25 protein-coding genes are annotated in these 24,311 nt (G+C 58.9%); 14 read left to right on the top strand and 11 right to left on the bottom strand.

What is annotated here, in order from left to right:
* Positions 1–467: 467 nt before the first annotated feature.
* Complete coding sequence (acs, locus tag ACWKV9_RS17310; RefSeq protein WP_483837360.1) at positions 468–2,423, bottom strand: acetate--CoA ligase; 1,956 nt, start codon at positions 2,421–2,423, stop codon at positions 468–470.
* Between the two features lie 450 nt (positions 2,424–2,873).
* On the opposite strand from acs, the gene ACWKV9_RS17305 reads away from it, so the two are divergent.
* The gene (locus ACWKV9_RS17305; protein WP_483837359.1) at positions 2,874–3,146 is read left to right on the top strand and encodes a DUF2790 domain-containing protein; all 273 of its coding nucleotides are present in this window, start codon (positions 2,874–2,876) and stop codon (positions 3,144–3,146) included.
* 120 nt (positions 3,147–3,266) lie between these two features.
* Here the strand turns inward: ACWKV9_RS17305 and ACWKV9_RS17300 are convergent, their stop codons facing one another.
* A complete protein-coding gene (locus tag ACWKV9_RS17300; RefSeq protein ID WP_483837358.1) occupies positions 3,267–4,835 on the bottom strand; it encodes a sigma-54-dependent transcriptional regulator in 1,569 nt (522 codons plus the stop codon).
* Positions 4,836–5,134: 299 nt separating this feature from the next.
* On the opposite strand from ACWKV9_RS17300, the gene phhA reads away from it, so the two are divergent.
* From phhA to ACWKV9_RS17270, 6 genes are all read left to right on the top strand, one after another.
* Complete coding sequence (gene phhA / locus ACWKV9_RS17295) at positions 5,135–5,941, top strand: phenylalanine 4-monooxygenase (protein WP_483837357.1); 807 nt, start codon at positions 5,135–5,137, stop codon at positions 5,939–5,941.
* A 15-nt stretch (positions 5,942–5,956) separates the two neighbouring features.
* Entirely contained in the window at positions 5,957–6,313 is a 357-nt protein-coding gene (locus ACWKV9_RS17290; protein WP_483837356.1) for a 4a-hydroxytetrahydrobiopterin dehydratase, read from the top strand.
* On the top strand, positions 6,313–7,503 hold the full coding sequence (locus ACWKV9_RS17285) for an amino acid aminotransferase (protein WP_483837355.1): 1,191 nt from the start codon (positions 6,313–6,315) through the stop codon (positions 7,501–7,503). Before ACWKV9_RS17290 ends, ACWKV9_RS17285 begins: the two co-directional genes overlap by 1 nt.
* A gap of 230 nt (positions 7,504–7,733) precedes the next feature.
* Complete coding sequence (locus tag ACWKV9_RS17280; RefSeq protein WP_483837354.1) at positions 7,734–7,871, top strand: hypothetical protein; 138 nt, start codon at positions 7,734–7,736, stop codon at positions 7,869–7,871.
* Positions 7,872–7,968: 97 nt separating this feature from the next.
* Entirely contained in the window at positions 7,969–8,148 is a 180-nt protein-coding gene (locus tag ACWKV9_RS17275) for a hypothetical protein (protein WP_483837353.1), read from the top strand.
* A 206-nt stretch (positions 8,149–8,354) separates the two neighbouring features.
* Positions 8,355–9,572: an MFS transporter gene (locus tag ACWKV9_RS17270; protein ID WP_483837352.1), complete on the top strand. Its 1,218-nt coding sequence runs from the start codon at positions 8,355–8,357 to the stop codon at positions 9,570–9,572.
* Positions 9,573–9,638: 66 nt separating this feature from the next.
* Here the strand turns inward: ACWKV9_RS17270 and arfB are convergent, their stop codons facing one another.
* The 8 genes from arfB to ACWKV9_RS17230 all read right to left on the bottom strand — a co-directional run bounded on the left by arfB (position 9,639) and on the right by ACWKV9_RS17230 (position 16,859).
* The gene (gene arfB / locus ACWKV9_RS17265; protein WP_483837351.1) at positions 9,639–10,052 is read right to left on the bottom strand and encodes an alternative ribosome rescue aminoacyl-tRNA hydrolase ArfB; all 414 of its coding nucleotides are present in this window, start codon (positions 10,050–10,052) and stop codon (positions 9,639–9,641) included.
* A gap of 145 nt (positions 10,053–10,197) precedes the next feature.
* Entirely contained in the window at positions 10,198–11,622 is a 1,425-nt protein-coding gene (locus tag ACWKV9_RS17260; RefSeq protein WP_483837350.1) for an amino acid permease, read from the bottom strand.
* Positions 11,623–11,839: 217 nt separating this feature from the next.
* Entirely contained in the window at positions 11,840–13,216 is a 1,377-nt protein-coding gene (gene rluB / locus ACWKV9_RS17255; protein WP_483837349.1) for a 23S rRNA pseudouridine(2605) synthase RluB, read from the bottom strand.
* 195 nt (positions 13,217–13,411) lie between these two features.
* Positions 13,412–13,600, bottom strand: a complete 189-nt coding sequence (locus tag ACWKV9_RS17250; RefSeq protein ID WP_483837348.1) for a DUF1289 domain-containing protein — start codon at positions 13,598–13,600, stop codon at positions 13,412–13,414.
* 134 nt (positions 13,601–13,734) lie between these two features.
* Positions 13,735–14,520: an SMC-Scp complex subunit ScpB gene (scpB, locus tag ACWKV9_RS17245; protein ID WP_483837347.1), complete on the bottom strand. Its 786-nt coding sequence runs from the start codon at positions 14,518–14,520 to the stop codon at positions 13,735–13,737.
* Positions 14,521–14,537: 17 nt separating this feature from the next.
* Complete coding sequence (locus tag ACWKV9_RS17240; protein ID WP_487247650.1) at positions 14,538–15,356, bottom strand: segregation and condensation protein A; 819 nt, start codon at positions 15,354–15,356, stop codon at positions 14,538–14,540.
* Positions 15,353–15,985, bottom strand: coding sequence for an L-threonylcarbamoyladenylate synthase (locus tag ACWKV9_RS17235; RefSeq protein ID WP_483837346.1), 633 nt, complete (start codon positions 15,983–15,985; stop codon positions 15,353–15,355). Before ACWKV9_RS17235 ends, ACWKV9_RS17240 begins: the two co-directional genes overlap by 4 nt.
* A gap of 13 nt (positions 15,986–15,998) precedes the next feature.
* Positions 15,999–16,859, bottom strand: coding sequence for a PHP domain-containing protein (locus ACWKV9_RS17230; protein ID WP_483837345.1), 861 nt, complete (start codon positions 16,857–16,859; stop codon positions 15,999–16,001).
* Between the two features lie 65 nt (positions 16,860–16,924).
* On the opposite strand from ACWKV9_RS17230, the gene ACWKV9_RS17225 reads away from it, so the two are divergent.
* The 6 genes from ACWKV9_RS17225 to ACWKV9_RS17200 all read left to right on the top strand — a co-directional run bounded on the left by ACWKV9_RS17225 (position 16,925) and on the right by ACWKV9_RS17200 (position 21,258).
* Entirely contained in the window at positions 16,925–17,533 is a 609-nt protein-coding gene (locus tag ACWKV9_RS17225; protein WP_483837344.1) for a septation protein A, read from the top strand.
* A 1-nt stretch (position 17,534) separates the two neighbouring features.
* Positions 17,535–17,834, top strand: a complete 300-nt coding sequence (locus ACWKV9_RS17220) for a YciI family protein (protein WP_483837343.1) — start codon at positions 17,535–17,537, stop codon at positions 17,832–17,834.
* Between the two features lie 139 nt (positions 17,835–17,973).
* On the top strand, positions 17,974–18,393 hold the full coding sequence (locus ACWKV9_RS17215) for an SH3 domain-containing protein (protein WP_483837342.1): 420 nt from the start codon (positions 17,974–17,976) through the stop codon (positions 18,391–18,393).
* A 7-nt stretch (positions 18,394–18,400) separates the two neighbouring features.
* Complete coding sequence (locus ACWKV9_RS17210; protein ID WP_483837341.1) at positions 18,401–19,078, top strand: response regulator transcription factor; 678 nt, start codon at positions 18,401–18,403, stop codon at positions 19,076–19,078.
* A gap of 329 nt (positions 19,079–19,407) precedes the next feature.
* Positions 19,408–19,848, top strand: a complete 441-nt coding sequence (locus ACWKV9_RS17205) for an LTXXQ domain protein (protein ID WP_483837340.1) — start codon at positions 19,408–19,410, stop codon at positions 19,846–19,848.
* An 81-nt stretch (positions 19,849–19,929) separates the two neighbouring features.
* Entirely contained in the window at positions 19,930–21,258 is a 1,329-nt protein-coding gene (locus tag ACWKV9_RS17200) for a sensor histidine kinase (protein WP_483837339.1), read from the top strand.
* Positions 21,259–21,370: 112 nt separating this feature from the next.
* Here the strand turns inward: ACWKV9_RS17200 and ACWKV9_RS17195 are convergent, their stop codons facing one another.
* The gene (locus ACWKV9_RS17195; RefSeq protein ID WP_483837338.1) at positions 21,371–21,931 is read right to left on the bottom strand and encodes a nitroreductase family protein; all 561 of its coding nucleotides are present in this window, start codon (positions 21,929–21,931) and stop codon (positions 21,371–21,373) included.
* A gap of 165 nt (positions 21,932–22,096) precedes the next feature.
* On the opposite strand from ACWKV9_RS17195, the gene ACWKV9_RS17190 reads away from it, so the two are divergent.
* Positions 22,097–23,551 carry a TrkH family potassium uptake protein gene (locus tag ACWKV9_RS17190; RefSeq protein ID WP_483837337.1) on the top strand — a complete coding sequence of 485 codons (1,455 nt, stop codon included), beginning with the start codon at positions 22,097–22,099 and terminating at the stop codon, positions 23,549–23,551.
* Positions 23,552–24,311 lie beyond the last annotated feature (760 nt).

Here is a 24,311-nt window from a genome sequence, read left to right as displayed (position 1 = left end):
TCTTCCAGGCGACAACAAGTTACAGAAGCACCGAGAAAGCCGATCAGCTTGATTGACAGGCTTTTGGTTTCGTGACAGCGGCGACAATGTCGACTGCGCGCGCCCAACACGGCGCGCATTATTGGCAAAAGGTCTGGAAGAGGCAAATTTGTAGGAGCCAAGTTGTCGCCGAAGTGGATTTGCGGGGTCGTCAGCCAGAATGCTTCGCGAACAAGTTCGCTCCTACAGGTGTTCCCCGCATGCTGACCTGAAGATGCTCGCCGCCTTTCTGTAGGAGCCAACTTGTTGGCGAGCCCACCAACGCAGTTCGTCAGTCGATAGCGTATCGGCGGGGTTAGGGCCGCTTCGCAGCCCATCGCGGGACAAGCCACGCTCCTACGCCTTCAGGGCAGAAGCGGTGGGTTGCACCGGCAAAAAAAAACCCGCCCGGCTTTCACCGGACGGGGCTTTGGTTTTGCAATCGCGTATCAGGCGACGTTCATGGTCTTGTGGGTCTCGACCAGATGCGCCACCACGCCAGGATCGGCCAGGGTGGAGATGTCGCCCAGCGAGTCGTATTCGCCGGTGGCGATCTTGCGCAGGATGCGGCGCATGATCTTGCCGGAGCGGGTTTTCGGCAGGCCCGGGGCCCATTGAATAACGTCCGGCGAGGCGATCGGGCCAATTTCCTTGCGCACCCAGTTACGCAGTTCAATGCGCAGCGCTTCGTCTGGCACTTCGCCGCCGTTCAGGGTGACGTAGACATAAATGCCCTGCCCTTTCAGATCATGAGGCACGCCAACCACGGCCGCTTCAGCAACTTTCGGGTGCGCGACCATCGCGCTCTCGATTTCAGCCGTGCCCATACGGTGGCCGGAAACGTTAAGCACGTCGTCCACACGCCCGGTAATCCAGAAATAACCGTCCTCGTCACGACGCGCGCCGTCACCAGTGAAGTACATGCCGCGGAAGGTCTTGAAGTAGGTGTCGACGAAGCGGTCATGGTCGCCATACAGCGTGCGCGACTGGCCCGGCCATGAGTCGAGAATCACCAGGTTACCTTCGGCGGCGCCTTCGATCAGGTTGCCCAGGTTGTCCACCAACGCCGGAATCACGCCGAAGAACGGACGCGTTGCCGAACCCGGTTTCAGCGCTGTGGCGCCAGGCAACGGACTGATCAGAATGCCGCCGGTTTCGGTCTGCCACCAGGTATCGACGATCGGGCAGTTCTTCTTGCCGATGGTGTTGTAGTACCAGTTCCAGGCTTCCGGGTTGATCGGCTCGCCCACCGAACCCAACAGGCGCAGGCTCGAACCGTCTGCACCTTCAACGGATTTGGTGCCTTCGGCCATCATGGCGCGAATCGCAGTCGGTGCGGTGTAGAGGATGTTGACCTTGTGCTTGTCGACGATCTTCGACAGGCGGGTGATGTCCGGGTAGTTCGGCACGCCTTCGAACAGCAGCGTGGTCGCGCCATTGGCCAGCGGGCCGTAGACGATATAGCTGTGGCCCGTCACCCAGCCGACGTCGGCGGTGCACCAGTAGACTTCGCCCGGCTTGTAGTCGAACACGCGTTCGTGGGTCAGCGCGGCATACAGCAAATAGCCGGCGGTGGTGTGCAACACGCCCTTGGGTTTGCCGGTAGAGCCTGAGGTGTAAAGAATGAACAGCGACTCTTCGGCGCCCATTTCTTTAGGCGCGCAGGTGCTTGAAGCCACTTCCAGCAGCGAGTGGTACCAGATGTCGCGGTGACGGTTCCACTCGATGTCGCCGCCGGTGCGCTTGCAGACGATGACCTTTTGCACGCTAGCGGTTTCGGGGTTGGTCAGGGCGCGGTCGACGTTGGCTTTCATGGCGGTTTTCTTGCCGCCGCGCAGGCCTTCGTCAGCGGTGATCACCACCTTGGATTTGCAGTCGATGATCCGGCCCGCCAACGCTTCTGGCGAGAAACCACCGAACACCACCGAGTGAATCGCACCGATGCGTGCGCAGGCCAGCATGGCAACTACGGCTTCGGGGATCATCGGCATGTAGATCGTCACGACATCGCCGCGATGCACGTCCTGACCACGCAAGGCATTGGCAAACTTGCAGACTTCTTCGTGAAGTTCACGATAAGTAATGTTGCGGCTTTCGGAAGGGTCGTCGCCCTCCCAGATAATTGCCAGTTGATCGCCGCGCTCGGCCAGATGGCGGTCGAGGCAGTTATAGGAAACGTTCAAGGTGCCATCGGCAAACCACTTGATGTCGACCCGGTGATCATCGAAGGAAGTCTGTTTGACAGTAGTGAAAGGCTTGATCCAATCCAGGCGCTTGGCCTGCTCACGCCAGAAACCATCGGGGTTGACCACCGACTGCTGGTACATGGCCTTGTAGGTCGCCTCATCAGTGAGCGTGTTCGCTGCCACTTCAGGGCGGACGGGGTAAAGGGAAGCCGCACTCATCTTTCTTACCTCGGTGGATATGTTGTTGTTTTATGGCCCTGTTGTATCCGGCAAGGACTACAAAGGCCATTCGACGATGGTCTTACCGTTTGCCAGCATACGCTTCTGCCGGGCTGAAACGCTCTGGCCACGGGGCTTACTGATAATGGGACTACGACCAAAGCACTAGATTCCCGAGCGCCTGGACAACGTATCTGGCGATTGTTACCGATTCGCTCAATAGTGTTTATCAAAACGGTTTGTATATGAACAACGGCAACAGGCCTAGAATCCGTCTCGCCAACAAGGCAAATGATTGACAACTAAACGCCCCCACACAGGCAAGTTGATCCAGTTACTTAAAGCGCAACTAATCAAGCTCCACGCAGAGTCTCAAAAAGATTCTGTGCACCCTGCCGGGCAGAGTTTCTGTCACGCAGAAATAAATCCTGAACCTAGAGGTAACTTGTAATGAAAGCTGCACTGGTTGTAATGGCTCTTTGTGGTTTCAGCACTTTGGCGATGGCGGAAGAATCAAACGCGAAAATCGCCGCACAGAACCAACGCCAAGCGGTCGAGCAATACACTTACTCGACGCATCTGGATATCGCCAAAGTCATTTCAGTCGATCAAGTCCCCAACGTCTGCCGCGTCGTGCCACAGCACATGACCTACGAAGACTCCCATGGCCAGCGTCACGTCATGGAATATCAAGTGATGGGCAACGGCTGCAGCAACGGTTGATAGCGGGCGGTTACTCAACGCAACGCTTGCCCGCAACGAAACGCCGGCATCAACCGTACCCGACTGATGCATGACCGTTGTTGGCAGGCGTGTTTGCAACTACCGACAAGTACGCAGCACTTATTTATCTCCTTCTAAATAATGCCGCAACTTATTGGCGATCGTTGTATGAGAAACCCCAAGGCGTTTAGCTAATAAACGGCTACTGGGGTATTGCTCATGAAGAGTTGCCAATACAGTCTTTTCAAAACGTCCGACAATATCTTCAAGGTTTCCTTCCAGAACATTGCTCCCCAGTGAGAAGTGTTCCAGCGCCGGGCGAGCTGACTGTTCGGGAAAGCGAATATGTGCGGTGGTTATTAAACCGCCTTCGCACAACGAAACTGCCTGAAACAGTACGTTCTCCAGCTGCCGCACATTGCCTGGCCAATGGTATTGGCGCAGACGCTCCAGAGCCGCAGGCGCCATGTTCGGCAGCGGACAACCAATTTGCCGACTGGCCTGATCAAGAAAATGCTCCACCAGCGGCGCCAGTCCATCCAGGCATTCACGCAACGGCGGGATGTGCAGCGACAGCACGTTGAGCCGATGGTAGAGGTCCTGACGAAAAGCCCCTCGGGCACACAGCTCGGAAAGATCCACCTGAGTGGCGCAGATCACCCGCACGTCGAGATAGACGTCTTCATCGCTGCCAACCCGGCGAAAGCAGCCCTCCTGCAGATAGCGCAACAGCTTGGCCTGCAAGCGCGGGCTCATGTCCACCACACCATCGACAAATAGCGTGCCGCCAGCGGTGAGTTCCAGAAGGCCCAATTTGCCCTCTGCCCGCGCGCCATCGAAAGCTCCGGGGCCATAGCCGAACAGCTCGGTTTCAGCCATGGATTCAGACAGACCTGCACAGTTGAGCGACATCATCGGCGACTGCCCGCGCGGGCTTGCCAGATGGCAGGCTCGGGCGAGTAATTCCTTGCCGGTGCCGGTTTCGCCTTCAATTAATAACGGCGCGTCCAGCGGCGCCATGCGTCGAGCCTCCCGGACCACGGCGGCCATCACTTTCGAGCTTTGAAAGATGCTGTCGAAGCCGCGCAGCTCCTGTTTGCGCACGTTGTAGATACGCTCTCCAACGCGGTCGGCCCGGTGCAACGTCAGCACCGCGCCGGCCATGGCCTCGCTGTCATCGTGTTCTGATTGCAGCGGGGCGATGTCGGCGAGAAACACGTCGCCCTTCACTTTCACCCGCAGGCCGTTGATTCGGGATTTATTCGCGCGGACTAATTGCGGCAAGTCGAAATCTTCAGCGTAACGAGACAGCGCAATGCCGGGCACCTCATCGACGCGAACCCCGAGCAACTGTGCCGCCGCACGGTTGGCGGCAACAATTGAGCCGCCCATGTCGATGGACATCACCGGAAACTCCAGTGCGCCAAGCAAAGCATTGAGCTCCATGTGCCTGCGTTCACTGGGCATCAACCCCACTCGTTTGACGCCGAACACACCGGGGATGACTTCGAACTTTGGCCCCAGTGCCTGAAACTGCAAATTGATCAGATTCGGGCAGCGCAGGTAAATCGCGTCCCCAAACTCTCCCCCGACTTCGCCCCCGGAGACATTGACGCCATAGGAGACCAGCAGATCGAGGATGTCTCGCAGGATGCCAACGCGATTTTGACAATGGACTTTGATGCGCATAGAGGAGGTCAACCTTCGCAAGCGAACGACAATTTTTGTTATGGACGAAGTTTAGCGTCAAGAATGCGTTACAGCACAGAGCCGGAAGATCACACAGATGCTGCTTCAAACCATGCCCATGCACGCGACGTAAAGAATTCGTTACAAAAGCAGGCTGTATAACGTATTCATACCCGTTTACACCGCTCCCTCTCCAGAGCCGTTGGGTTATCAATACGCTAATGCAGCGTTCTAAAAAGCTGCACTTTCAACGCTTCGACAGATCACTCCAACGACAAAAACAAACTCAGGAGAGCAGCATGAAGCAGAGCGGATACATGGCCCGCGAGCCCGATTCGGATGGGTTTATCGATTACCCGGATGCGGAGCATGAGGTGTGGAACACGCTGATCACTCGGCAGTTAAAGGTGATAGAAGGCCGGGCCTGTCAAGAATACCTGGACGGTATCGATCAGCTCGGCTTGCCCCATGACCGAATTCCGCAGCTAGACGAGATCAACCGCGTACTGGATGCCGCTACAGGCTGGCAAGTCGCCCGCGTCCCGGCGCTGATCCCCTTCCAAACCTTTTTTGAACTGCTGGCAAATAAACGATTTCCGGTGGCGACCTTCATTCGCACTCGCGAAGAACTGGACTACTTGCAAGAGCCGGACATTTTCCATGAGGTCTTCGGTCATTGCCCGCTGCTGACCAACCCCTGGTTTGCCGAATTCACCCACACCTACGGCAAACTTGGCCTGGCAGCCAGCAAGGAACAACGCGTCTATCTGGCGCGGCTTTACTGGATGACCATCGAGTTCGGCCTGGTGAATACCGCTCAGGGTATGAAGATTTACGGCGGAGGTATTCTGTCCTCGCCCAAGGAAACCCTGTACAGCCTGTCGCAGACACCGGAGCATCAGGCGTTCGATCCCATCGAAGCGATGCGCACGCCCTACCGCATCGATATTCTGCAGCCGGTGTATTTCGTGCTGCCGGACCTCAAGCGCCTGTTCGACCTCGCGCAGGAAGACATCATGGGCATGGTCACCCAAGCCACGGCGCTTGGCTTGCATGCACCTCGCTTTGCCCCTAAGCAACAGTTGCCCAAACCTCAAACAGCCTGATCAGGAACTTACGTTATGACGTCTTTAAACCAAGCCCATTGCGAGGCCTGCAAAGCCGACGCACCGCAAGTCAGCGAAGCCGAACTGCCAGCGCTGCTCAAGCAGATCCCTGACTGGAACATCGAAGTGCGCGACGGCGTGATGCAGCTGGAAAAAGTCTTCGCTTTCAAGAATTTCAAATTTGCGCTGGCGTTTACCAACGCGGTCGGCGAAATTGCCGAAGCTGAAGGTCATCACCCCGGTCTGTTGACCGAGTGGGGCAAGGTGACCGTCACCTGGTGGAGCCATTCGATCAAAGGGCTGCACCGCAATGATTTCATCATGGCCGCCCGCACCGACGAGGTGGCCACTGGCGCCGAGGGCCGCAAGTAATGCATTTCTCACAGATTCAGCGTGTACCCGATGATCCGATCCTGGGCCTGATTCAGGCTTATGCCAAAGATCCGAACCCCAACAAGTTCGATCTTGGCGTTGGCGTTTATAAAGACGCGCAAGGCCTGACCACCATTCCTCGCGCCGTGAAGCTGGCCGAGCAGCGACTGGTGGATTCACAGCCGACCAAGACCTACATCGGTGGCCACGGGGAGCCGCGCTTCGGCACGCTGATCTGTGATTTGGTACTCGGCGCCGAATCGCCATTGATTCGCGACCGACGCGTCGGCGCCACCCAGACGCCGGGGGGTACCGGGGCTCTGCGCCTGAGTGCAGATTTCATCCGCAACTGCCTGCCGGGCAAGGGCATCTGGCTCAGCGACCCGACCTGGCCGATTCACGAAACCATCTACGCTGCGGCGGGCTTGAAAGTCAGTCACTACCCTTACGTGGGCAGCGACAACACGCTGAATGTCCCGGCGATGCTGGAAACCCTGAATCAGATTCCCGAAGGCGATGTGGTGCTGCTCCACGCCTGTTGCCACAACCCCACTGGCTTCGATTTGTCTCAGGACGACTGGCAGGCCGTGCTGAAGATCGTCAAGGCGCGCAACCTGCTGCCGTTGATCGACTTCGCCTATCAGGGTTTCGGCGACGGCCTCGAGCAAGATGCCTGGGCCGTCCGCCTGTTTGCCGCCGAACTGCCTGAGCTGCTGATCACCAGTTCCTGCTCGAAGAACTTCGGCCTGTACCGTGAACGCACCGGCGCACTGCTGGTGTGTGCCGAGAACACCGAAAAGCTCGCCGACGTGCGCAGTCAGTTGTCGGCTACCGCGCGTAATCTGTGGTCCAACCCGCCGGATCATGGCGCTGCCGTGGTGGCCGAGATTCTGGGTGATCCTGAACTCAAAGCTTTGTGGGCCGATGAGGTGGAAGAAATGCGCAGCCGCATCGCGCAGTTGCGTCAGGGTTTGGTTGAGGCTTTGACGCCGCTGGGCCTGGGCGAACGTTTTGCGCACATCGGCGTGCAGCGCGGGATGTTTTCTTATACCGGCCTGAGCGATGAGCAAGTGGCGCGTCTGCGACGTGAGCACAGCGTGTACATGGTCAACGCTGGCCGTGCGAACGTGGCAGGGATCGATGCCACCCGCCTGGATGCGCTGGCGGCGGCGATTGCGGCTGTTTGCTAACGACGCCCACTCTGTAGGAGCCAACTTGTTGGCGAGCCGGCCGCTTCGGTGTATCAGGCGGGATGCCTCGCGAACAAGTTCGCTCCTACAGAGGCAGAAGTGCATTTCCCTTCAAATGACAAACGGCCAACATTAAAAGTCTGTTTGTCATTTGTTGTGCTGTATCCTGCCGAAGCGTTTTAAGGACGTGCTGTTCAATCGGTAGTAAACACTTGTGAGGAGCGACGACGATGCATGAAATCCCAAACTTCCCCTTCCCAAGCAAACCACAGCAAAGCGCTGCAGCCCGCCAGGAACTCGGTCAGCCGATCGAGATGAAGGCAGGTGCCAAGAATGACCCAGGCAAGAAAGCACAACGCCCGCGCTAACGGCTCACGCCGACGCAAAAGGCTGATTTTCAGCCCCTATGGAAGAACTCCTTCAAGTGTATTTCCATAAGGGCTGAGATGCTCGAGTAGAGAATTCATGTCCGACTTCACCGAAACACAAGCCCAGGCCCTCATCGGCACCGCCGAGAAAATGATCGACATCTGGGCCCGCCTGCCCGTCGAGAAGCAAGACGCGTTGCTCGCACGGTTCGGCACGCAGGAAAACGCTTTGGCTGCCCTTGTGACTACCCAACTGGTCGCCCCGCTGGAAAAATAATGTTGTGGATAACTAGCGCTGTGGATAACTCCGCGGCTTACAATCCAGACACAATCTGCAATTCATTTTGTCGCTGTTCATCCTTGACCTGCCATCTACAGGCAACCCTCGTTATGATGGTGGCGGCGCTCGCATCTTGATGCGTCTACGCTGAATCCTGTTTCACCCCCGCCTCACCCTCCCTGTCGTAATCGTGGATTGTTGCCATGCCAGACGCTTCGCGCGCCGAAACACAACGCCCTATGGCGGTCACGCTGCAGGTCGTTTCGATTGTCCTGTTCACTTTCATTGGCTACCTGAACATCGGCATTCCGCTCGCCGTGCTGCCGGGCTACGTTCACACCGACCTGGGCTTCGGCGCCATTGCCGCGGGCCTGGTGATCAGCGTGCAATACCTCGCCACGCTGCTCAGTCGTCCTTATTCCAGCCGCATCATCGACATCCATGGCAGCAAGAAAGCCGTGCTGATTGGCCTGGCTGGCTGCGGACTCAGTGGCGTGTTCATGCTGTTGGCGGACATGCTGGAAAGCTGGCCGCTGATGAGCCTGATCAGCCTGTTCATCGGGCGACTGGTGTTGGGCAGCGCTGAAAGTCTGGTAGGTTCAGGCTCCATTGGCTGGGGCATCGGCCGGGTCGGCTCGCAAAATACAGCCAAAGTCATTTCCTGGAACGGCATTGCCAGCTACGGCGCGCTGGCCATTGGCGCGCCGCTGGGGGTTTTCCTGGTGAACGGCCTAGGGCTGTGGAGCATGGGCGTGAGCATCATTCTGCTGGCCAGCCTTGGTATTGCGCTGGCCTGGAAGAAAACTCCCGCGCCGATTGTCCACGGCGAGCGCCTGCCGTTCATGCACGTGCTGGGGCTCGTGTTGCCACACGGCACCGGCCTTGCGTTGGGTTCGATTGGTTTTGGCACCATCGCGACGTTCATTACCCTCTATTACGCCAGCCATGCGTGGCCCAACGCAGTGCTGTGCCTTAGCCTGTTCGGCGCCTGTTTCATCGGCGCGCGGCTGATGTTCGGCAACATGATCAACCGCCTCGGCGGCTTTCGCGTGGCGATTGCATGCTTATCGGTGGAGGCTGTGGGCTTGTTGCTGCTGTGGCTGGCGCCCAACCCCAACCTGGCACTCGCCGGTGCGGCGCTCACAGGATTTGGCTTCTCGCTGGTGTTTCCCGCGCTGGGCGTCGAGGCGGTGAATCTGGTTCCAGCGTCCAGCCGTGGCGCGGCCGTCGGGGCTTATTCGCTGTTCATCGATTTGTCGCTCGGGATCACCGGGCCGGTGGCTGGCGCTGTGGCGGCAGGCTTCGGTTTTGCGTCGATCTTTCTGTTTGCCGCTATCGCAGCGCTGTGCGGATTGGGGTTGAGCGTTTATCTGTACAAGCAGGCGCAGGTACTGCGGGAGAAGGCGGTCGCCAACGCCTGAATCATCGGCGCTTGCGCGGGCCTCTTCGCGACCCGGTCCACTCCCACAAGGCGACCGTATTCGCTGTCAGAAATCCACTTTGCCGCGCCCGGCCTTGATCGACCCGCGCTTGGTCTTCGACTCCAGGCGCCGGGTCTTGGACCCCAGGGTCGGCTTGGTCGGGCGACGCTTCTTCTCGACTTTGCCCGCGTTGACGATCAGCTCGCTCAGACGCTCAAGAGCATCCGCGCGATTCTGTTCCTGCGTGCGGTATTGCTGGGCCTTGATGATGATCACGCCCTCGCTGGTAATCCGGCTGTCACGCAGGGCCAGCAGACGCTCCTTGTAAAACGGCGGCAATGACGAGGCGTTGATGTCGAAGCGCAGGTGCATCGCGCTGGACACCTTGTTGACGTTCTGACCGCCCGCGCCTTGCGCACGGATGGCCGTCAGCTCGACCTCGGCGTCGGGCAAGTGCACGTTGTTGGAGATGATCAGCATTCGGAGACCTGTGCAATTTCGGGCGCGATCGGCGTCCACTTGTAGGAGCGCGCTTGCCCGCGAAATATCCTTTCATCCGACAGATATCTGCCGAATGTACCGACCTCATCGCGGGCAAGCGCGCTCCTACAGGCTTCGCCCCTAATCACTTGATAATCGACGTGCGCTGGGCCATGGATTCACTGGCCGCGTGGCGTTTGTTCTTAAGCACGAAGAACCCCCACATCACCAGCAACCACACCGGAATCGCGTACACCGACACGCGAATGCCGGGAATCATCAACATGATCACCAGAATCAACGCTACAAACGCCAGACACACATAGTTCCCGACCGGATACCACAGCGCTTTGAACAGCGGCACCTGCTGCGTGCGATTCATGTGCTGGCGGAATTTCAGATGCGAGTAGCTGATCATCGCCCAATTGATCACCAGCGTGGCAACCACCAGCGACATCAGCAGCTCCAGCGCATTCTGCGGGATCAGGTAATTGAGCAGCACCGCGATCACCGTCACCGCCGCCGACACCAGAATCGCTCGCACCGGCACACCGCGATTGTCGACCCGGGCCAGCGATTCAGGCGCATCGCCCTGCTCTGCCATGCCGAACAACATGCGCGCGTTGCAATAGGTGCCGCTGTTGTACACCGACAACGCGGCGGTCAGTACCACGAAGTTGAGAATGTGCGCCGCCGTGTTGCTGCCGAGCATCGAGAACACTTGCACGAACGGGCTGCCGCTGTAGGAATCGCCGGACGCGTTGAGCGTACTCAGCAGCGCATCCCACGGGGTCAGCGACAACAGCACCACCAGCGAGCCGATGTAGAAAATCAGAATCCGGTAGATCACCTGATTGATGGCTTTGGGAATGATGACTTTCGGCTGATCGGCTTCTGCGGCGGTAAACCCGAGCATTTCCAGGCCGCCGAAGGAGAACATGATGAACGCCAGCGCCATTACCAATCCGCTCACCCCGTTCGGGAAGAATCCGCCGTGGTCCCACAGATTACTCACCGAGGCTTGTGGTCCGCCGCTGCCGCTGACCAGCAAGTAACTGCCCAAGGCGATCATGCCCAGAATAGCCACGACCTTGATGATCGCGAACCAGAACTCCGCTTCCCCGAACACCTTGACGTTAGCCAGGTTGATGACGTTGATCATCACGAAGAACACTGCGGCCGAAGCCCACGTCGGGATTTCAGGCCACCAGTAATGCACGTACTTGCCGACGGCCGTAAGCTCGGACATGCCCACCAGAATGTACAAAACCCAGCAGTTCCAGCCCGACAAAAAGCCTGCGAAACCGCCCCAGTATTTATGCGCGAAATGGCTGAACGACCCGGCCACCGGCTCTTCGACAATCATCTCGCCCAACTGGCGCATGATCATGAAGGCGATGAAGCCACACAGGGCGTAGCCCAGAATCATCGACGGACCCGCCGACTTGAGCACACCCGCCGAACCCAAGAACAAGCCGGTGCCAATAGCGCCGCCGAGGGCGATCAGCTGGATGTGACGGTTTTTCAGACCACGCTTCAACTCACCTGAAGGGGGCATATGCTCACTCATTGAATGTCACCTTGTTGTTCTTGTCTGCGACGGAATCGAACCCGACACGCTCATGACGCATCGGAGTGAAACGGAGTGGGTAACCCCGAGTTTTTGGCGTCCATACGCCCAGTGATCACAGAAAAAACGACGCGCATTGTACACCGGTGCCCGGCGTAAATTTCAGGCAAAAAAAAACCAGTCGATCGACTGGCTTTTTTTTCACTTCAAACAACCATCACTCAGGCTTGCGACGACCGAACCCTGGACGCTGGCCGGAACCTGCTGGAGGTCCGCGACGTTTGCCCGACGGAGTCTTGTCGTCGACCAGCTTGATGCCCGGACGCGAAGGCTTCGGCTTGGCCGGACGCTTGTTCATGTCGCTTGGACGCTCGGCCACTGGCGTACCACGGCTGCTGTCGGTACGGCCTTCGGAACGACCGCCGACCGGTGGACGTGGCGTGCGTTGACCGCGACCACCTTCCTGCGGCTTACCGGACGGGCGTACACGCTCGCCTTCAGGCACACGCGGTTCGCGCGCAGGGCGTTTTTCGCCGACTGCATAACGCGGATCGCGGGCTGGACGGTCTGCACCTTCGCCACGGGGCTCGCGAGCAGGACGATCGCTGCCAATGGCAGGACGCGGCTCACGTACCGGACGATCGCCGCCAATAGCAGGACGCGGCTCACGCACCGGGCGCTCGGCACCGTCTGCATCCTTGGCCGGACGCACGTTACGCACGCGCTCGCCTTTGCCCAACGGACGCGACGATTGGCGCTGCAAGCGCTCCATCTTGTCTTTGGTCTTGGCGTTCATCTGCGGCATGGCGACCGGCGTCAGGCCGACTTCGGCGCTGAGGGTGTCGACTTCATACTGGCTCATTTCGCGCCAGCGACCCATCGGCAAGTCGGAGTTGAGAAACACCGGGCCATAGCGCACGCGCTTGAGACGGCTGACCACCAGACCCTGGGATTCCCACAGACGGCGAACCTCACGGTTACGCCCTTCCATCACAACGCAGTGGTACCAGTGGTTGAAGCCTTCACCGCCCGGAGCGATCTGGATGTCGGTGAAACGCGCCGGACCGTCTTCGAGGATCACGCCGTTCTTCAAACGCAGCAACATGTCGTCGTCGACTTCGCCACGCACGCGGACTGCGTATTCACGGTCCATTTCGAACGAGGGGTGCATCAGGCGGTTGGCCAGTTCACCGTCAGTGGTGAACATCAGCAAACCGGTGGTGTTGATGTCCAGACGACCAACGTTGATCCAGCGGCCTTCTTTCGGGCGCGGCAAACGATCAAATACCGTCGGGCGACCTTCGGGGTCGTCACGGGTGCAGATTTCGCCGTCTGGTTTGTTGTACATGATGACGCGGCGGACGGTCTCAGCGGCTTCTTCACGCTTGATCACGCGGCCGTCAACGGTGATGGCGTCGTGCAAATCGACGCGCAGACCGAGGTTTGCGTCCTTGCCATTGACTTTGACGCGGCCCTGGGTGATCCAGGCCTCTACGTCTCGGCGAGAACCGACGCCGATGCGCGCCAGTACTTTTTGCAGTTTTTCGCCTGCTGGGCCGATTTCCTGGCTGTCCTGCTTGTCTTTGTCACTCATCTGGGCACCTCCCGGTGTGTCGATCAGGCCATGCTCGACAAAGCATGTCCCGGTTGCCTGACGTCAGCTTCTATAAAGAGAAGGCGCGCTGGCGGAATACTGAAAGCCTGATGGCGGGTATGGATCGCCAAAAGGTCGCGAATCATACGCCCATGGCAGGCGCTGCGCATCAGAGACTAGCCGAAAACTTTTCGCTTACTTCTTTTTCCGCCGACCGGCGGCCTTGAGCTTTATCAGGCGCATGGCTGATTCAGCCAGCACCGAGCGTTTTTCGTCTTTTTCCATCTTCTTCCACGACTTGATCTCACGCTTGCTACGACCGCAGCCCAGGCAGATATCGTCGGTGAATTTGCAAAGGCTGATGCAGGGGGATTTGGTGCTCATGGGCTGGCCTGAAATGGGAGGGCAACTGTAGGAGCGCGCTTGCCCGCGATTGCGATCTGTCTGCGACGAGTGTGTTCGCCTGACACAACGCCATCGCGGGCAAGCGCGCTCCTACAACGGCAATGCTGAGTTACCTACCGCGATTCTTCATCGTCCCGCGGCTCGTCTTCCAATTCAGACTCCGCATCGGGCGGATCGATTAATAAATCGTCGAAATCAATTTTCAGCCCTTTCTCCATGGAATCCAGCTCAACCAACAGGCTGCGGAAGCTGGTTTCGTCACGGGGCGGCTCAGGTTCGGCGTCAGGATCAAGACTGGCATCGGCCAACGCTTGCAGATGCGCAGGCACCGGCGCGTCGTCAAAGTCCAGCACCGGGTCGGGCTCCAGCTCGCGCAGGTCAGCCAGCGGCGGCAGGTCGTCGAGGTTTTTCAGGTTGAAGTGATCGAGGAATGCCTTGGTGGTGGCGAACATTGCCGGTTTGCCCGGCACGTCGCGATAGCCCACAACCCGCACCCACTCACGCTCCAGCAGGGTCTTGACGATGTTGGTGTTGACCGCCACGCCACGCACGTCCTCGATCTCGCCACGGGTGATCGGCTGACGATAGGCAATCAACGCCATGGTTTCGAGCAGGGCGCGGGAGTAACGCTGTGGGCGCTCTTCCCACAAGCGCCCGACCCACGGCGAAAACTTCTCGCGAATCTGCAGGCGATAACCGGACGCAACTTCCTTGAGTTCGAACGCGCGGCTGTCGCAGGACTTGCGCAGCACCTCCAGGGCCTTCTTGAACACCGGCGGCTCCGGGCGCTCGCCTTCTTCGAACAGTTCGTACAGTCGCTCAAGCGATTGCGGTTTACCGGAGGCCAGCAGAAAAGCTTCGAGCAGCGTTGCCAGCTCGCGGGGTTCGTTGAGGTTCATCGATCAGCTCTAGCTCTTTATTCGGCTCGCGCGCGCACATGGATAACGGCAAACGGTTCGTTCTGCACCAGTTCGACGAGGGATTCCTTGACCAGCTCAAGGATTGCCATGAAGGTCACGACCACACCCAGCCGCCCTTCTTCGGCGGTGAACAGCTCGGCAAACGGCACGAACCCGCCGCCCTTCAAGCGCTCCAGGACATCACTCATGCGTTCGCGGGTGGACAGCGCTTCGCGGCTGACCTGATGGCTTTCGAACATGTCGCCCCGACGCAGCACTTCTGCCATGGACATCAACAGCTCGTCGAGACTGACGTCCGGCAACAGCTTGCGCGCACGGGCTTCGGGGGCATCGAGTTTGGGCACCACGACATCGCGACCTACCCGCGACAGACCGTCGATACCTTCGGCTGCAGCCTTGAAGCGCTCGTATTGCTGCAGACGGCGGATCAGCTCGGCGCGGGGATCGTCTTCCTCTTCCTCGGCAGCTTCCGAACGCGGCAGCAGCATGCGCGATTTGATCTCGGCCAGCATGGCGGCCATCACCAGATATTCGGCGGCCAGCTCCAGGCGCACGGTTTTCATCAGCTCGACATAACCCATGTATTGGCGAGTGATTTCTGCCACAGGGATGTCGAGGATGTTGATGTTCTGTTTGCGGATCAGGTAAAGCAGCAAATCGAGGGGGCCTTCGAAGGCCTCAAGAAACACTTCCAGCGCATCGGGCGGGATGTAGAGGTCCAGCGGCATTTGCGTGACCGCCTGACCGTAGACCAGCGCAAACGGCAGCTCCTGTTGCGCGCCCGCCTGACTGTCGAGTGTTTCGGCGTCGGTCACTCGACTTCAACCCCGAACGGCGTCGGATCACCACAGCCCACGCGGATCACCTGCGGCTCGCCATCGGTCAGGTTGACCACAGTCGACGCCGAAACCCCACCCATACCGGCGTCGATGATCAAATCGACCTGATGTTCCAGCACTTCGCGCATCTCGAATGGATCGCTCAGCGGCACGGTTTCGCCGGGCAGGATCAAACTCACGCTCATCAACGGCTCGCCCAGCTCCTGCAACAGCGCCTGGGCAATCGGGTGGCGCGGCACACGCAGGCCAATGGTCCGGCGCTTGGGGTGCAGGACCAGTCGAGGTACGTCGCGGGTGGCACTGAGAATGAACGTATACGGCCCCGGCGTATGGGCCTTGAGCACGCGAAACGCCGTGGTGTCGACCTTGGCAAACATGCCCAGCTGCGAGAGGTCGCAGCACATCAGGGTGAAGTTGTGCTTGTCGTCCAGCTGACGCAACCGGCGAATGCGCTCGACTGCGTTCTTGTCGCCCATCTGGCAGCCCAGCGCGTAGGAGGAATCGGTGGGATACACCACCAGACCGCCCGCCCTGATGATCTCCACCGCTTGCTTGATCAGGCGCGCCTGGGGATTGTCCGGGTGGACCTGGAAAAATTGACTCACGGTATCTTCCTGTTCAGACGGCAGTAGGCTGTTCATTTTTGAATCGACACCAAAGTGGCGGCAAGTCCTCGGGGACCGGACGGTACATCCCGATCTCGGACCAGCCTCCAGGGGCATGAAAATCACTGCCGGCACTTACCAGCAGACCGAATTCACGGGCCAATATCGCCAGACTGCCTACCTGATCGGCAGGTTGCAGTCCGTTGACAACTTCAATGGCATGGCCGCCGGCCTGAAGAAAATCGGCAACCAGTTTGCGTCGTTTACTGCGGGTGAAATCGTAATGCCAAGGGTGGGCCAGGCTGACCCAGGCGTTTGCGCCGCGCAATGTAGCGACGGTTTCCTCAAGGGTCGGCCAGTGCTGTTTGACGTCGCCCAGCTTGCCAGCGCCCAGCCATTTGCGAAACGCTTCAGCGCGATCTTTCACGTATCCCTGGGCCACCATGAAGTCAGCAAAGTGCGGACGGGCGGGCGCATTTCCACTGTCGCCGAGCGCTTGCTGAATGGCGCGAGCCCCTTCGAGCGCACCTGGCATACCTTTCATCGCCAATTTGCGACTGATTTCTTCAGCGCGCAACCACCGACCGTGGTGCAACTGTTCGATAGCGTCCACCAGAACCTGTGCCTTGACGTCGAAACCATAGCCCAGAACATGGATGGTTGCGCCGCCCCAGGTGCAAGATAGCTCGACCCCGTTGATCAACTGCATATCCAGTGCAAGCGCCGCAGCGCGGGCTTCTTCGAGGCCTTCGAGGGTGTCGTGATCGGTCAGCGCCAGCATCCGTACGCCGTTCTCGTGGGCACGGGCGACCAGAACAGCAGGCGCGAGGCCACCGTCGGAGGCGGTGCTGTGGCAGTGCAGATCGACATTCATAGGGGCGCTTTCGCAGTCATTGATGTTTGTTATTATGCCGCCACATCCAGCTTCTGGCTCTTACTGTGAAACAATTCATCGACTTCATCCCGTTAATCCTGTTTTTCATCGTTTACAAGATCGACCCTCACGCTGTTGACGTGATGGGCCATAGCGTCATGGTCGGCGGCATCTTCAGCGCCACCGCCGTGCTGATCGCAAGCTCCATCGTGGTCTACGGCATCCTGTTTTTTAAGCAGGGCAGGCTGGAGAAAAGCCAATGGCTGACACTGATTGCCTGTCTGGTATTCGGCAGCCTGACGCTGGCCTTTCATAGCGAAACCTTCCTGAAGTGGAAAGCACCAGTAGTCAACTGGCTGTTCGCGCTGGTGTTTGCCGGTAGCCACTTCATCGGTGATCGCCTGCTGATCCAACGCATCATGGGCCACGCGCTGACTCTGCCGCAGGCCATCTGGACCAAACTGAACATCGCCTGGATCGTGTTCTTTTTGTTCTGCGGCGCGGCCAATCTGTACGTCGCGTTCACCTATCAAGAATTCTGGGTCGACTTCAAAGTATTCGGCAGCCTGGGCATGACGCTGCTGTTCCTGCTTGGCCAGGGCATATTCCTTGCCCGCCACATGCATGACGTCGATCCGGCGCCCACGCCTACTCCGAAAAAAACCGAGGACTGACATGCTCTACGCCATCGTTGCAACAGACGTCGCCAACTCCCTGGAAAAACGCCTGGAAGCTCGCCCTGCTCACCTCGAACGCCTGACCGCGCTGAAGGGTGAAGGCCGCATCGTGCTGGCAGGCCCCATGCCCGCCGTCGACAGCAATGACCCTGGCGCAGCAGGTTTCACTGGCAGCCTGATCGTTGCCGAGTTCGACTCCCTCAGCGCCGCACAAGCCTGGGCCGACGCCGACCCGTACATCAAGGCCGGCGTTTACGATCACGTCGTGGTCAAGCCGTTCAAACAGGTTCTGCCGTAAGTCTCAGCCATGTCGATCATCCGGTCAGCTCATGACCGGATGATTATGTCCCGCCATACCTCCCCCGCTTCGCCCCGCTCATTATTTGCCTCCTGCTGCCGACAACCTGCCAAATGCCTAATAAAAGTCAGGAGTACGGATGCGTTCAGGTCCTTGGTGTCTGCTGCTAGCCTTGCTGGCCGTTTCAGCGATCAGCCTCAGTGTCGAGGGGGAAGAATCCGCCGATACGATCAGCCACACACTGCCGTTGCCCAGCACCGCGAGCCAGCTCAGTGAGTTGCGTCAAAAGCTGGCGGACAGCGAACGTCAACGTGATGAATTGAGCAAGCGATTGCAAACCGGCAGTGCCGAGCAGGAAACAATTACGCTCAGTCGTCTGCGGCAAGAGAACCAAAGGCTCAAATTGCAGCTCAAAGAAGCACAATCCGTCTCCCCTGCGCGCGTCCTGACCGAACAGCAACAATGGTTTGTCGCAGGCGGCGGCGTTGCACTGATTGCCCTACTGTGCGGTATCTTTGCCAGCGGCTGGCGTAGACAGCGTCGGCAATGGCTAAATTGAGTGAGTCATGAGCGAGCTGTTATTAATTGATGATGACCAGGAGCTGTGTGAGCTTCTGAGCAGTTGGTTGACCCAGGAAGGCTTTCAGGTTCGCGCTTGCCACGACGGCCAAAGCGCGCGCAAGGCCTTGGCCGAAGCGTCGCCTGCTGCGGTGGTGCTGGATGTGATGCTGCCTGATGGCAGTGGTCTGGAACTGCTCAAACAACTACGCACCGATCATCCCGACCTGCCGGTGCTGATGCTGTCGGCCCGTGGCGAACCGCTGGACCGGATTCTCGGTCTGGAACTGGGCGCCGATGATTACCTGGCCAAACCCTGCGACCCCCGTGAACTGACCGCACGCTTGCGCGCGGTCCTGCGTCGCAGCCATCCCACTGCAGTGTCCACACAGCTGGAGCTGGGCGACCTGACCTTCAGCCCCGCTCGCGGCGTGGTCACGATCGACGATCAGGAGTTTGTCCTGACCGTGTCCGAAGCGCGTTTGCTAGAAGCGCTGCTGGGCCAGCCCGGCGAGCCACTGGAAAAACAGGAGCTGGCGCAGCTGGCCCTGGGCCGAAAGCTGACCCTGTATGACCGCAGCCTGGACATGCACGTCAGCAACCTGCGCAAGAAAATCGGCCCTCACGCCGATGGCCGCCCAAGGATCGTGGCGCTGCGCAGCCGGGGTTATTACTACGCGGTGTGATGCGTCCCTCTGTAGGAGCGAACTTGTTCGCGAAGTGTCTTGCCTGACACTGCGCATCGTCTGCCTCGCCAACAAGTTGGCTCCTACAAGACTGGCACTTGCCTTACCCTGTAGGAGAGAACTTGTTCGCGAAGCGTCTTGCCTGACACTGCGCATCGTCTGCCTCGCCAACGAGTTGGCTCCCACAGGGTTCGCAGTGCCACGCTATGTCAGATCGCGCTACACACCTCTTTACCCAAGCTTTACCCACGCCTGACCTCGCTTGACCTTGATCTCCCTAAACTGGCCTCAACCGGCACAGAGCCGGATTCGAGACAAGGAGATACACCATGCGTAAGACTCTGATGGCTTTGATGTTCGCTGCTGCTCTGCCTACCGTTGCGATGGCAATGCCACCCGCTGATGGCGGCCCGATGGGTCACGGCGGTCCTGGCTACGGCGGCCCGGGCATGCATCACAAAGGTCCGTTCGACAAACTGAACCTGACCCCTGAACAACGCCAGCAAGTGGGCAAGCTGATGGGCGACCAAATGCGCAGTCGCCACGAGATCACTGACAAATACCTGGCCAAGTTGTCGCCAGCCGATCAGAAAGCGATGCAGGACGAGTTCGCCGCCAAGCGTACCAAGACCGATACCGACATCCGCGCCATGCTCACGCCGGATCAGCAAAAGCAGTTTGATCAGATTAAGAAGGACCAGGAACAGCGCCGCGCCGATCGCGCCGAGTTCGAAGCCTGGAAAGCGCAGAAAGCGCAAAAAACCCAGTAATCGCGAACCAATCGCCGTTACGTTAACCGTCCAACCCGACACGCTCCGGCGTGCCGGGTTTTTCTGATTTGAGGGAATCACGTGCGCTCATTGTTCTGGCGAATCCTGGCGAGCTTCTGGCTCGCGATAGCATTGGTCGCAGGCTTGTCGATTCTGATGGGGCACATGCTCAATCAAGACGCATGGATTCTCAGCCGGCATCCCGGCCTGCATAAATTGCCGGAGAAATGGACGCAGCTGTACGACGAAAAAGGCACGGAGGCGGCTCAGGATTATTTGCAGGACCTCAAACGCAAATATCACATTGATGTGCAAGTGCTGAACGACAGTGGCGAAGCAGTCGTTGCCGGCACCTTCCCTCCCCGTGCGGCAGCTTTTGAGGCACGCCAGCATGATGATCCCAAACAGCAACTGCCATGGCGGCGGCTGACCACCGAATACACCAGCCCTAAGACCAGCGAAACCTACCTGCTGATCTACCGCATTCCCCACCCGGAACTGGACGCCTGGCACCGTGAAAGCCTGATGTGGCCCCTCAGTGCGCTGGGCATTGCGCTTGTGGTTTTGACGCTATTCAGCCTTTTCGTAACCTTGTCGATCACTCGCCCTTTAAGCCGCCTGCGCGGCGCAGTGCATGATCTAGGGCAAACCACCTATCAGCAAAACAGCCTGGCGCAACTGGCGGGGCGACGCGATGAATTCGGTGTCTTGGCCAATGACTTCAACCGCATGGGCGCGCGTTTGCAAAGCCAGATCAGCAGTCAGCGCCAACTGCTCCGTGACGTTTCCCATGAATTACGCTCGCCCCTGACCCGCCTGCGTATTGCCCTGGCGCTGGCCGAGCGCGCGGAACCCGAGCAGCGGGACAAACTGTGGCCGAGGCTGACCCGCGAATGTGATCGCCTGGAAGCGCTGATCGGCGAGATTCTGGCGCTGGCCCGACTGGACGCCGATGTAGGCACTGCCGAGGAAGTGGATCTCAATGGCTTGCTTGAACGCTTGAAAGCGGAGGCCGAGCAAAGCGCAGGGGATCAAGCGGTGAAGGTTGAAGTAGACCGCTCGTTGAGCCTGCTGGGCTGGACAGATGTGCTGGAGCGCGCGCTGGATAATCTGTTGCGCAATGCATCGCGGTTCAACCCTGCGGGCAAGCCGATCGAACTCAGCGCTACCCGGGCTGGCGAGCAAATGCGCATCAGCGTCCGCGATCATGGCCCGGGCGTTGCGCCAGAACACCTGACTCAATTGGGTGAACCTTTCTATCGTGCACCCGGCCAGACTGCCCCCGGTTATGGGTTGGGATTGGCGATTGCAAAGCGTGCGGCGGAAAAGCATGGCGGCAATCTGATTCTGGAAAATCACCCGGACGGCGGGTTTGTTGCGAGCCTTGAGCTACCCCGCAGCCACCTGTGAGTCCCTGTAGGAGCGCGCTTGCCCGCGAAGGCTCTTTGTCAGGCAATCTTGTTCTGACTGACCTGACGCCATCGCGGGCAAGCGCGCTCCTACAAATTTCAAATGCAACGCTTCAACCCTGCCACTCGCTCACAAAATCCACCACATCGACCTTCGAAGCCACACGCGGCGGGTTCTGCGGGGTGCCAAGATACAAAAACGCGATCACTTCTTCGTCTGCTTGCAGCCCAAGCCCCTTCGCCACGTGCGGTGAATACGACAGCTCACCCGTGCGCCATACTGCCCCAATACCCAATGCATATGCCGCCAGCAGAACGCCATGGGCCGCGCATCCGGCGGTGATCAGCTGCTCGCTCTTGGGCACCTTGTAGTGATCCTGAAGTTTGGCGATCACCACTACGACCAGCGGCGCACGCAGCGGGCCGTTACGAGCTTTGTCCAGGGCCTTCTCTTCGATTTCGCCGCCGCCCTGCTGCAACGCTTCGGCCAGCAAAGCGCCCATTCGCTCGCGGGCAGCGCCCTCAATAGTGAGAAAACGAAATGGCCGCAACTGGCCATGGTCGGGAGCGCGCAACGCAGCGCTAAACAGAATCTCTCGCTGCTCGGCGTCCGGCGCCGGTTCGATCAATCGGGGAACCGACACGCGGCTGAGCAGTAGGTCGAGTGCTTCCATCAAATCGATTCCTTATAAAAATGATTGGGCATTCTAGGACGTGTTGAACTTCAATGACCAATAGCAATGGCGATTACCTACAAGACACTCAGAAAGCGCCCCGGTTTACATGTGCATGACCACGGGTAGAATGGCGCCCCTTCAATTTCTCATCAGAGCGACCGCATGGCGTTGCCGACCCTTCGTATAATCGGTTTCATTATCGGCATCTTTCTCATCACGTTGGCCGTGGCGATGGTCGTGCCGATGGCGACATTGCTGATCTTCGAGCGTACAAGCGACCTGCCGTCGTTCCTGTGGGCGAGCACGATCACCTTCGTTGCTGGTCTGGCGCTGGTCATCCCCGGCCGCCCGGAGCATGTCCACCTGCGGCCACGGGACATGTACCTGCTGACCGTCAGCAGTTGGGTGGTGGTCTGCATCTTCGCCGCGTTGCCGTTTTTGCTGACCCAACATATCAGCTACACCGACTCCTTCTTCGAAAGCATGTCCGGCATCACCGCCACCGGGTCCACGGTATTGAGCGGGCTCGATACCATGTCGCCGGGGATTCTGATCTGGCGTTCCCTGCTGCACTGGCTTGGCGGTATCGGCTTTATCGGTATGGCGGTGGCGATTTTGCCGTTGCTGCGAATCGGCGGCATGCGGCTGTTCCAGACCGAATCCTCGGATCGCTCTGAAAAGGTCATGCCGCGCTCGCACATGGTCGCCAAATTCATCGTGCTGACTTATGTCGGTATCACCGCGTTGGGCAGCATTGCTTTCTGGCTGGCGGGCATGAGCCTGTTCGATGCCATCAACCATGCGATGTCGGCCATCTCCACCGGGGGGTTCTCGACCTCCGATCAATCATTGGCCAAGTGGACGCAGCCTGCCGTGCACTGGGTGGCGATTGTAGTGATGATCCTCGGTAGCCTGCCCTTCACGCTGTTCGTCGCGACGTTGCGGGGCAATCGTCAGGCGCTGTTCAGGGACCAGCAGGTTCAGGGCTTCATCTGTCTGCTGCTGATGACCTGGCTGGTGATGGGTGTCTGGTATTGGGCGACCACCGATCTGCCGTGGTACGACGCGTTGCGCCATGTCGCTCTGAACGTGACATCCGTGGTAACCACAACCGGTTTTGCGCTGGGGGATTACAGCCTGTGGGGCAATTTCTCGCTGATGATCTTCTTTTATCTGGGCTTTATCGGCGGCTGTTCCGGCTCCACCGCTGGCGGCGTGAAGGTGTTTCGCTTCCAGGTTGCTTACATCCTGCTACGGGCTAACCTGCATCAGTTGATCCACCCCCGGGCAGTCATTCGGCAAAACTACAACGGTCACCGCCTGGACGACGACATTGTGCGTTCGATCCTGACCTTTTCGTTCTTCTTCACCATCACCATCTGCCTGATCGCGCTTTTGTTGTCGCTGCTCGGCCTTGACTGGATGACCGCCCTGACCGGTGCTGCCAGCACAGTCTCCGGCGTCGGCCCCGGCCTGGGCGAAACCATCGGCCCGGCCGGCAACTTCTCGACCCTGCCCGACGCCGCCAAATGGATACTCTCCGTCGGCATGCTCCTCGGCCGCCTGGAAATCATCACCGTACTGGTGCTGTGCATCCCAGCGTTCTGGCGGCATTGAGGGGATGCATGGTTGTTCCCGCAGTCCCCAGTTATCCTCGCACTTCTGTAGGAGCCAACTTGTTGGCGAGCCAGACGCTGCGGTGTGTCAGGCACGCCGCCTCGCGAACAAGTTCGCTCCTACAGATTGAGCCATGCGTGTACGCCTGTAGGAGCCAACTTGTTGGCGAGCTAGACGCTGCGGTGTGTCAGGCAAACCGCCTCGCGAACAAGTTCGCTCCTACAGATTGAGCCATGCGCGTACGCCTGTAGGAGACAACTTGTTGGCGAGCCAGACGCTGCGGTATGTCAGGCAAACCGCCTCGCGAACAAGTTCGCTCCTACAGATTGAGGCATGCGCGTACCCCTGTAGGAGACAACCTGTTGGCGAGCCAAGCGCTGCGGTGTGTCAGGCAAACCGCCTCGCGAACAAGTTCGCTCCTACAGACTTGAGCCATGCGCGTACCCCTGTAGGAGACAACTTGTTGGCGAGCCAGCCGCTGCGGTGTGTCAGGCAAATCGCCTCGCGAACAAGTTCGCTCCTACAGATTCGAGCCATGCGCGTACCCCTGTAGGAGCCAACTTGTTGGCGAGCCAGACGCTGTGGTCTGTCAGGCAAACCGCCTCGCGAACAAGTTCGCTCCTACAGACTTGAGCCGTGCACGCACTCTGTAGGAGACAACTTGTTGGCGAGCCAGCCGCTGTGGTGTGTCAGGCAAACCGCCTCGCGAACAAGTTCGCTCCTACAGATTGAGCCATGCGCGTACGCCTGTAGGAGACAA

It is taken from the genome of Pseudomonas corni, from assembly GCF_057128765.1.
The sequence above is the reverse complement of the archived record's forward strand: the minus strand, read 5'-3'. Positions and strand labels throughout refer to the sequence as shown.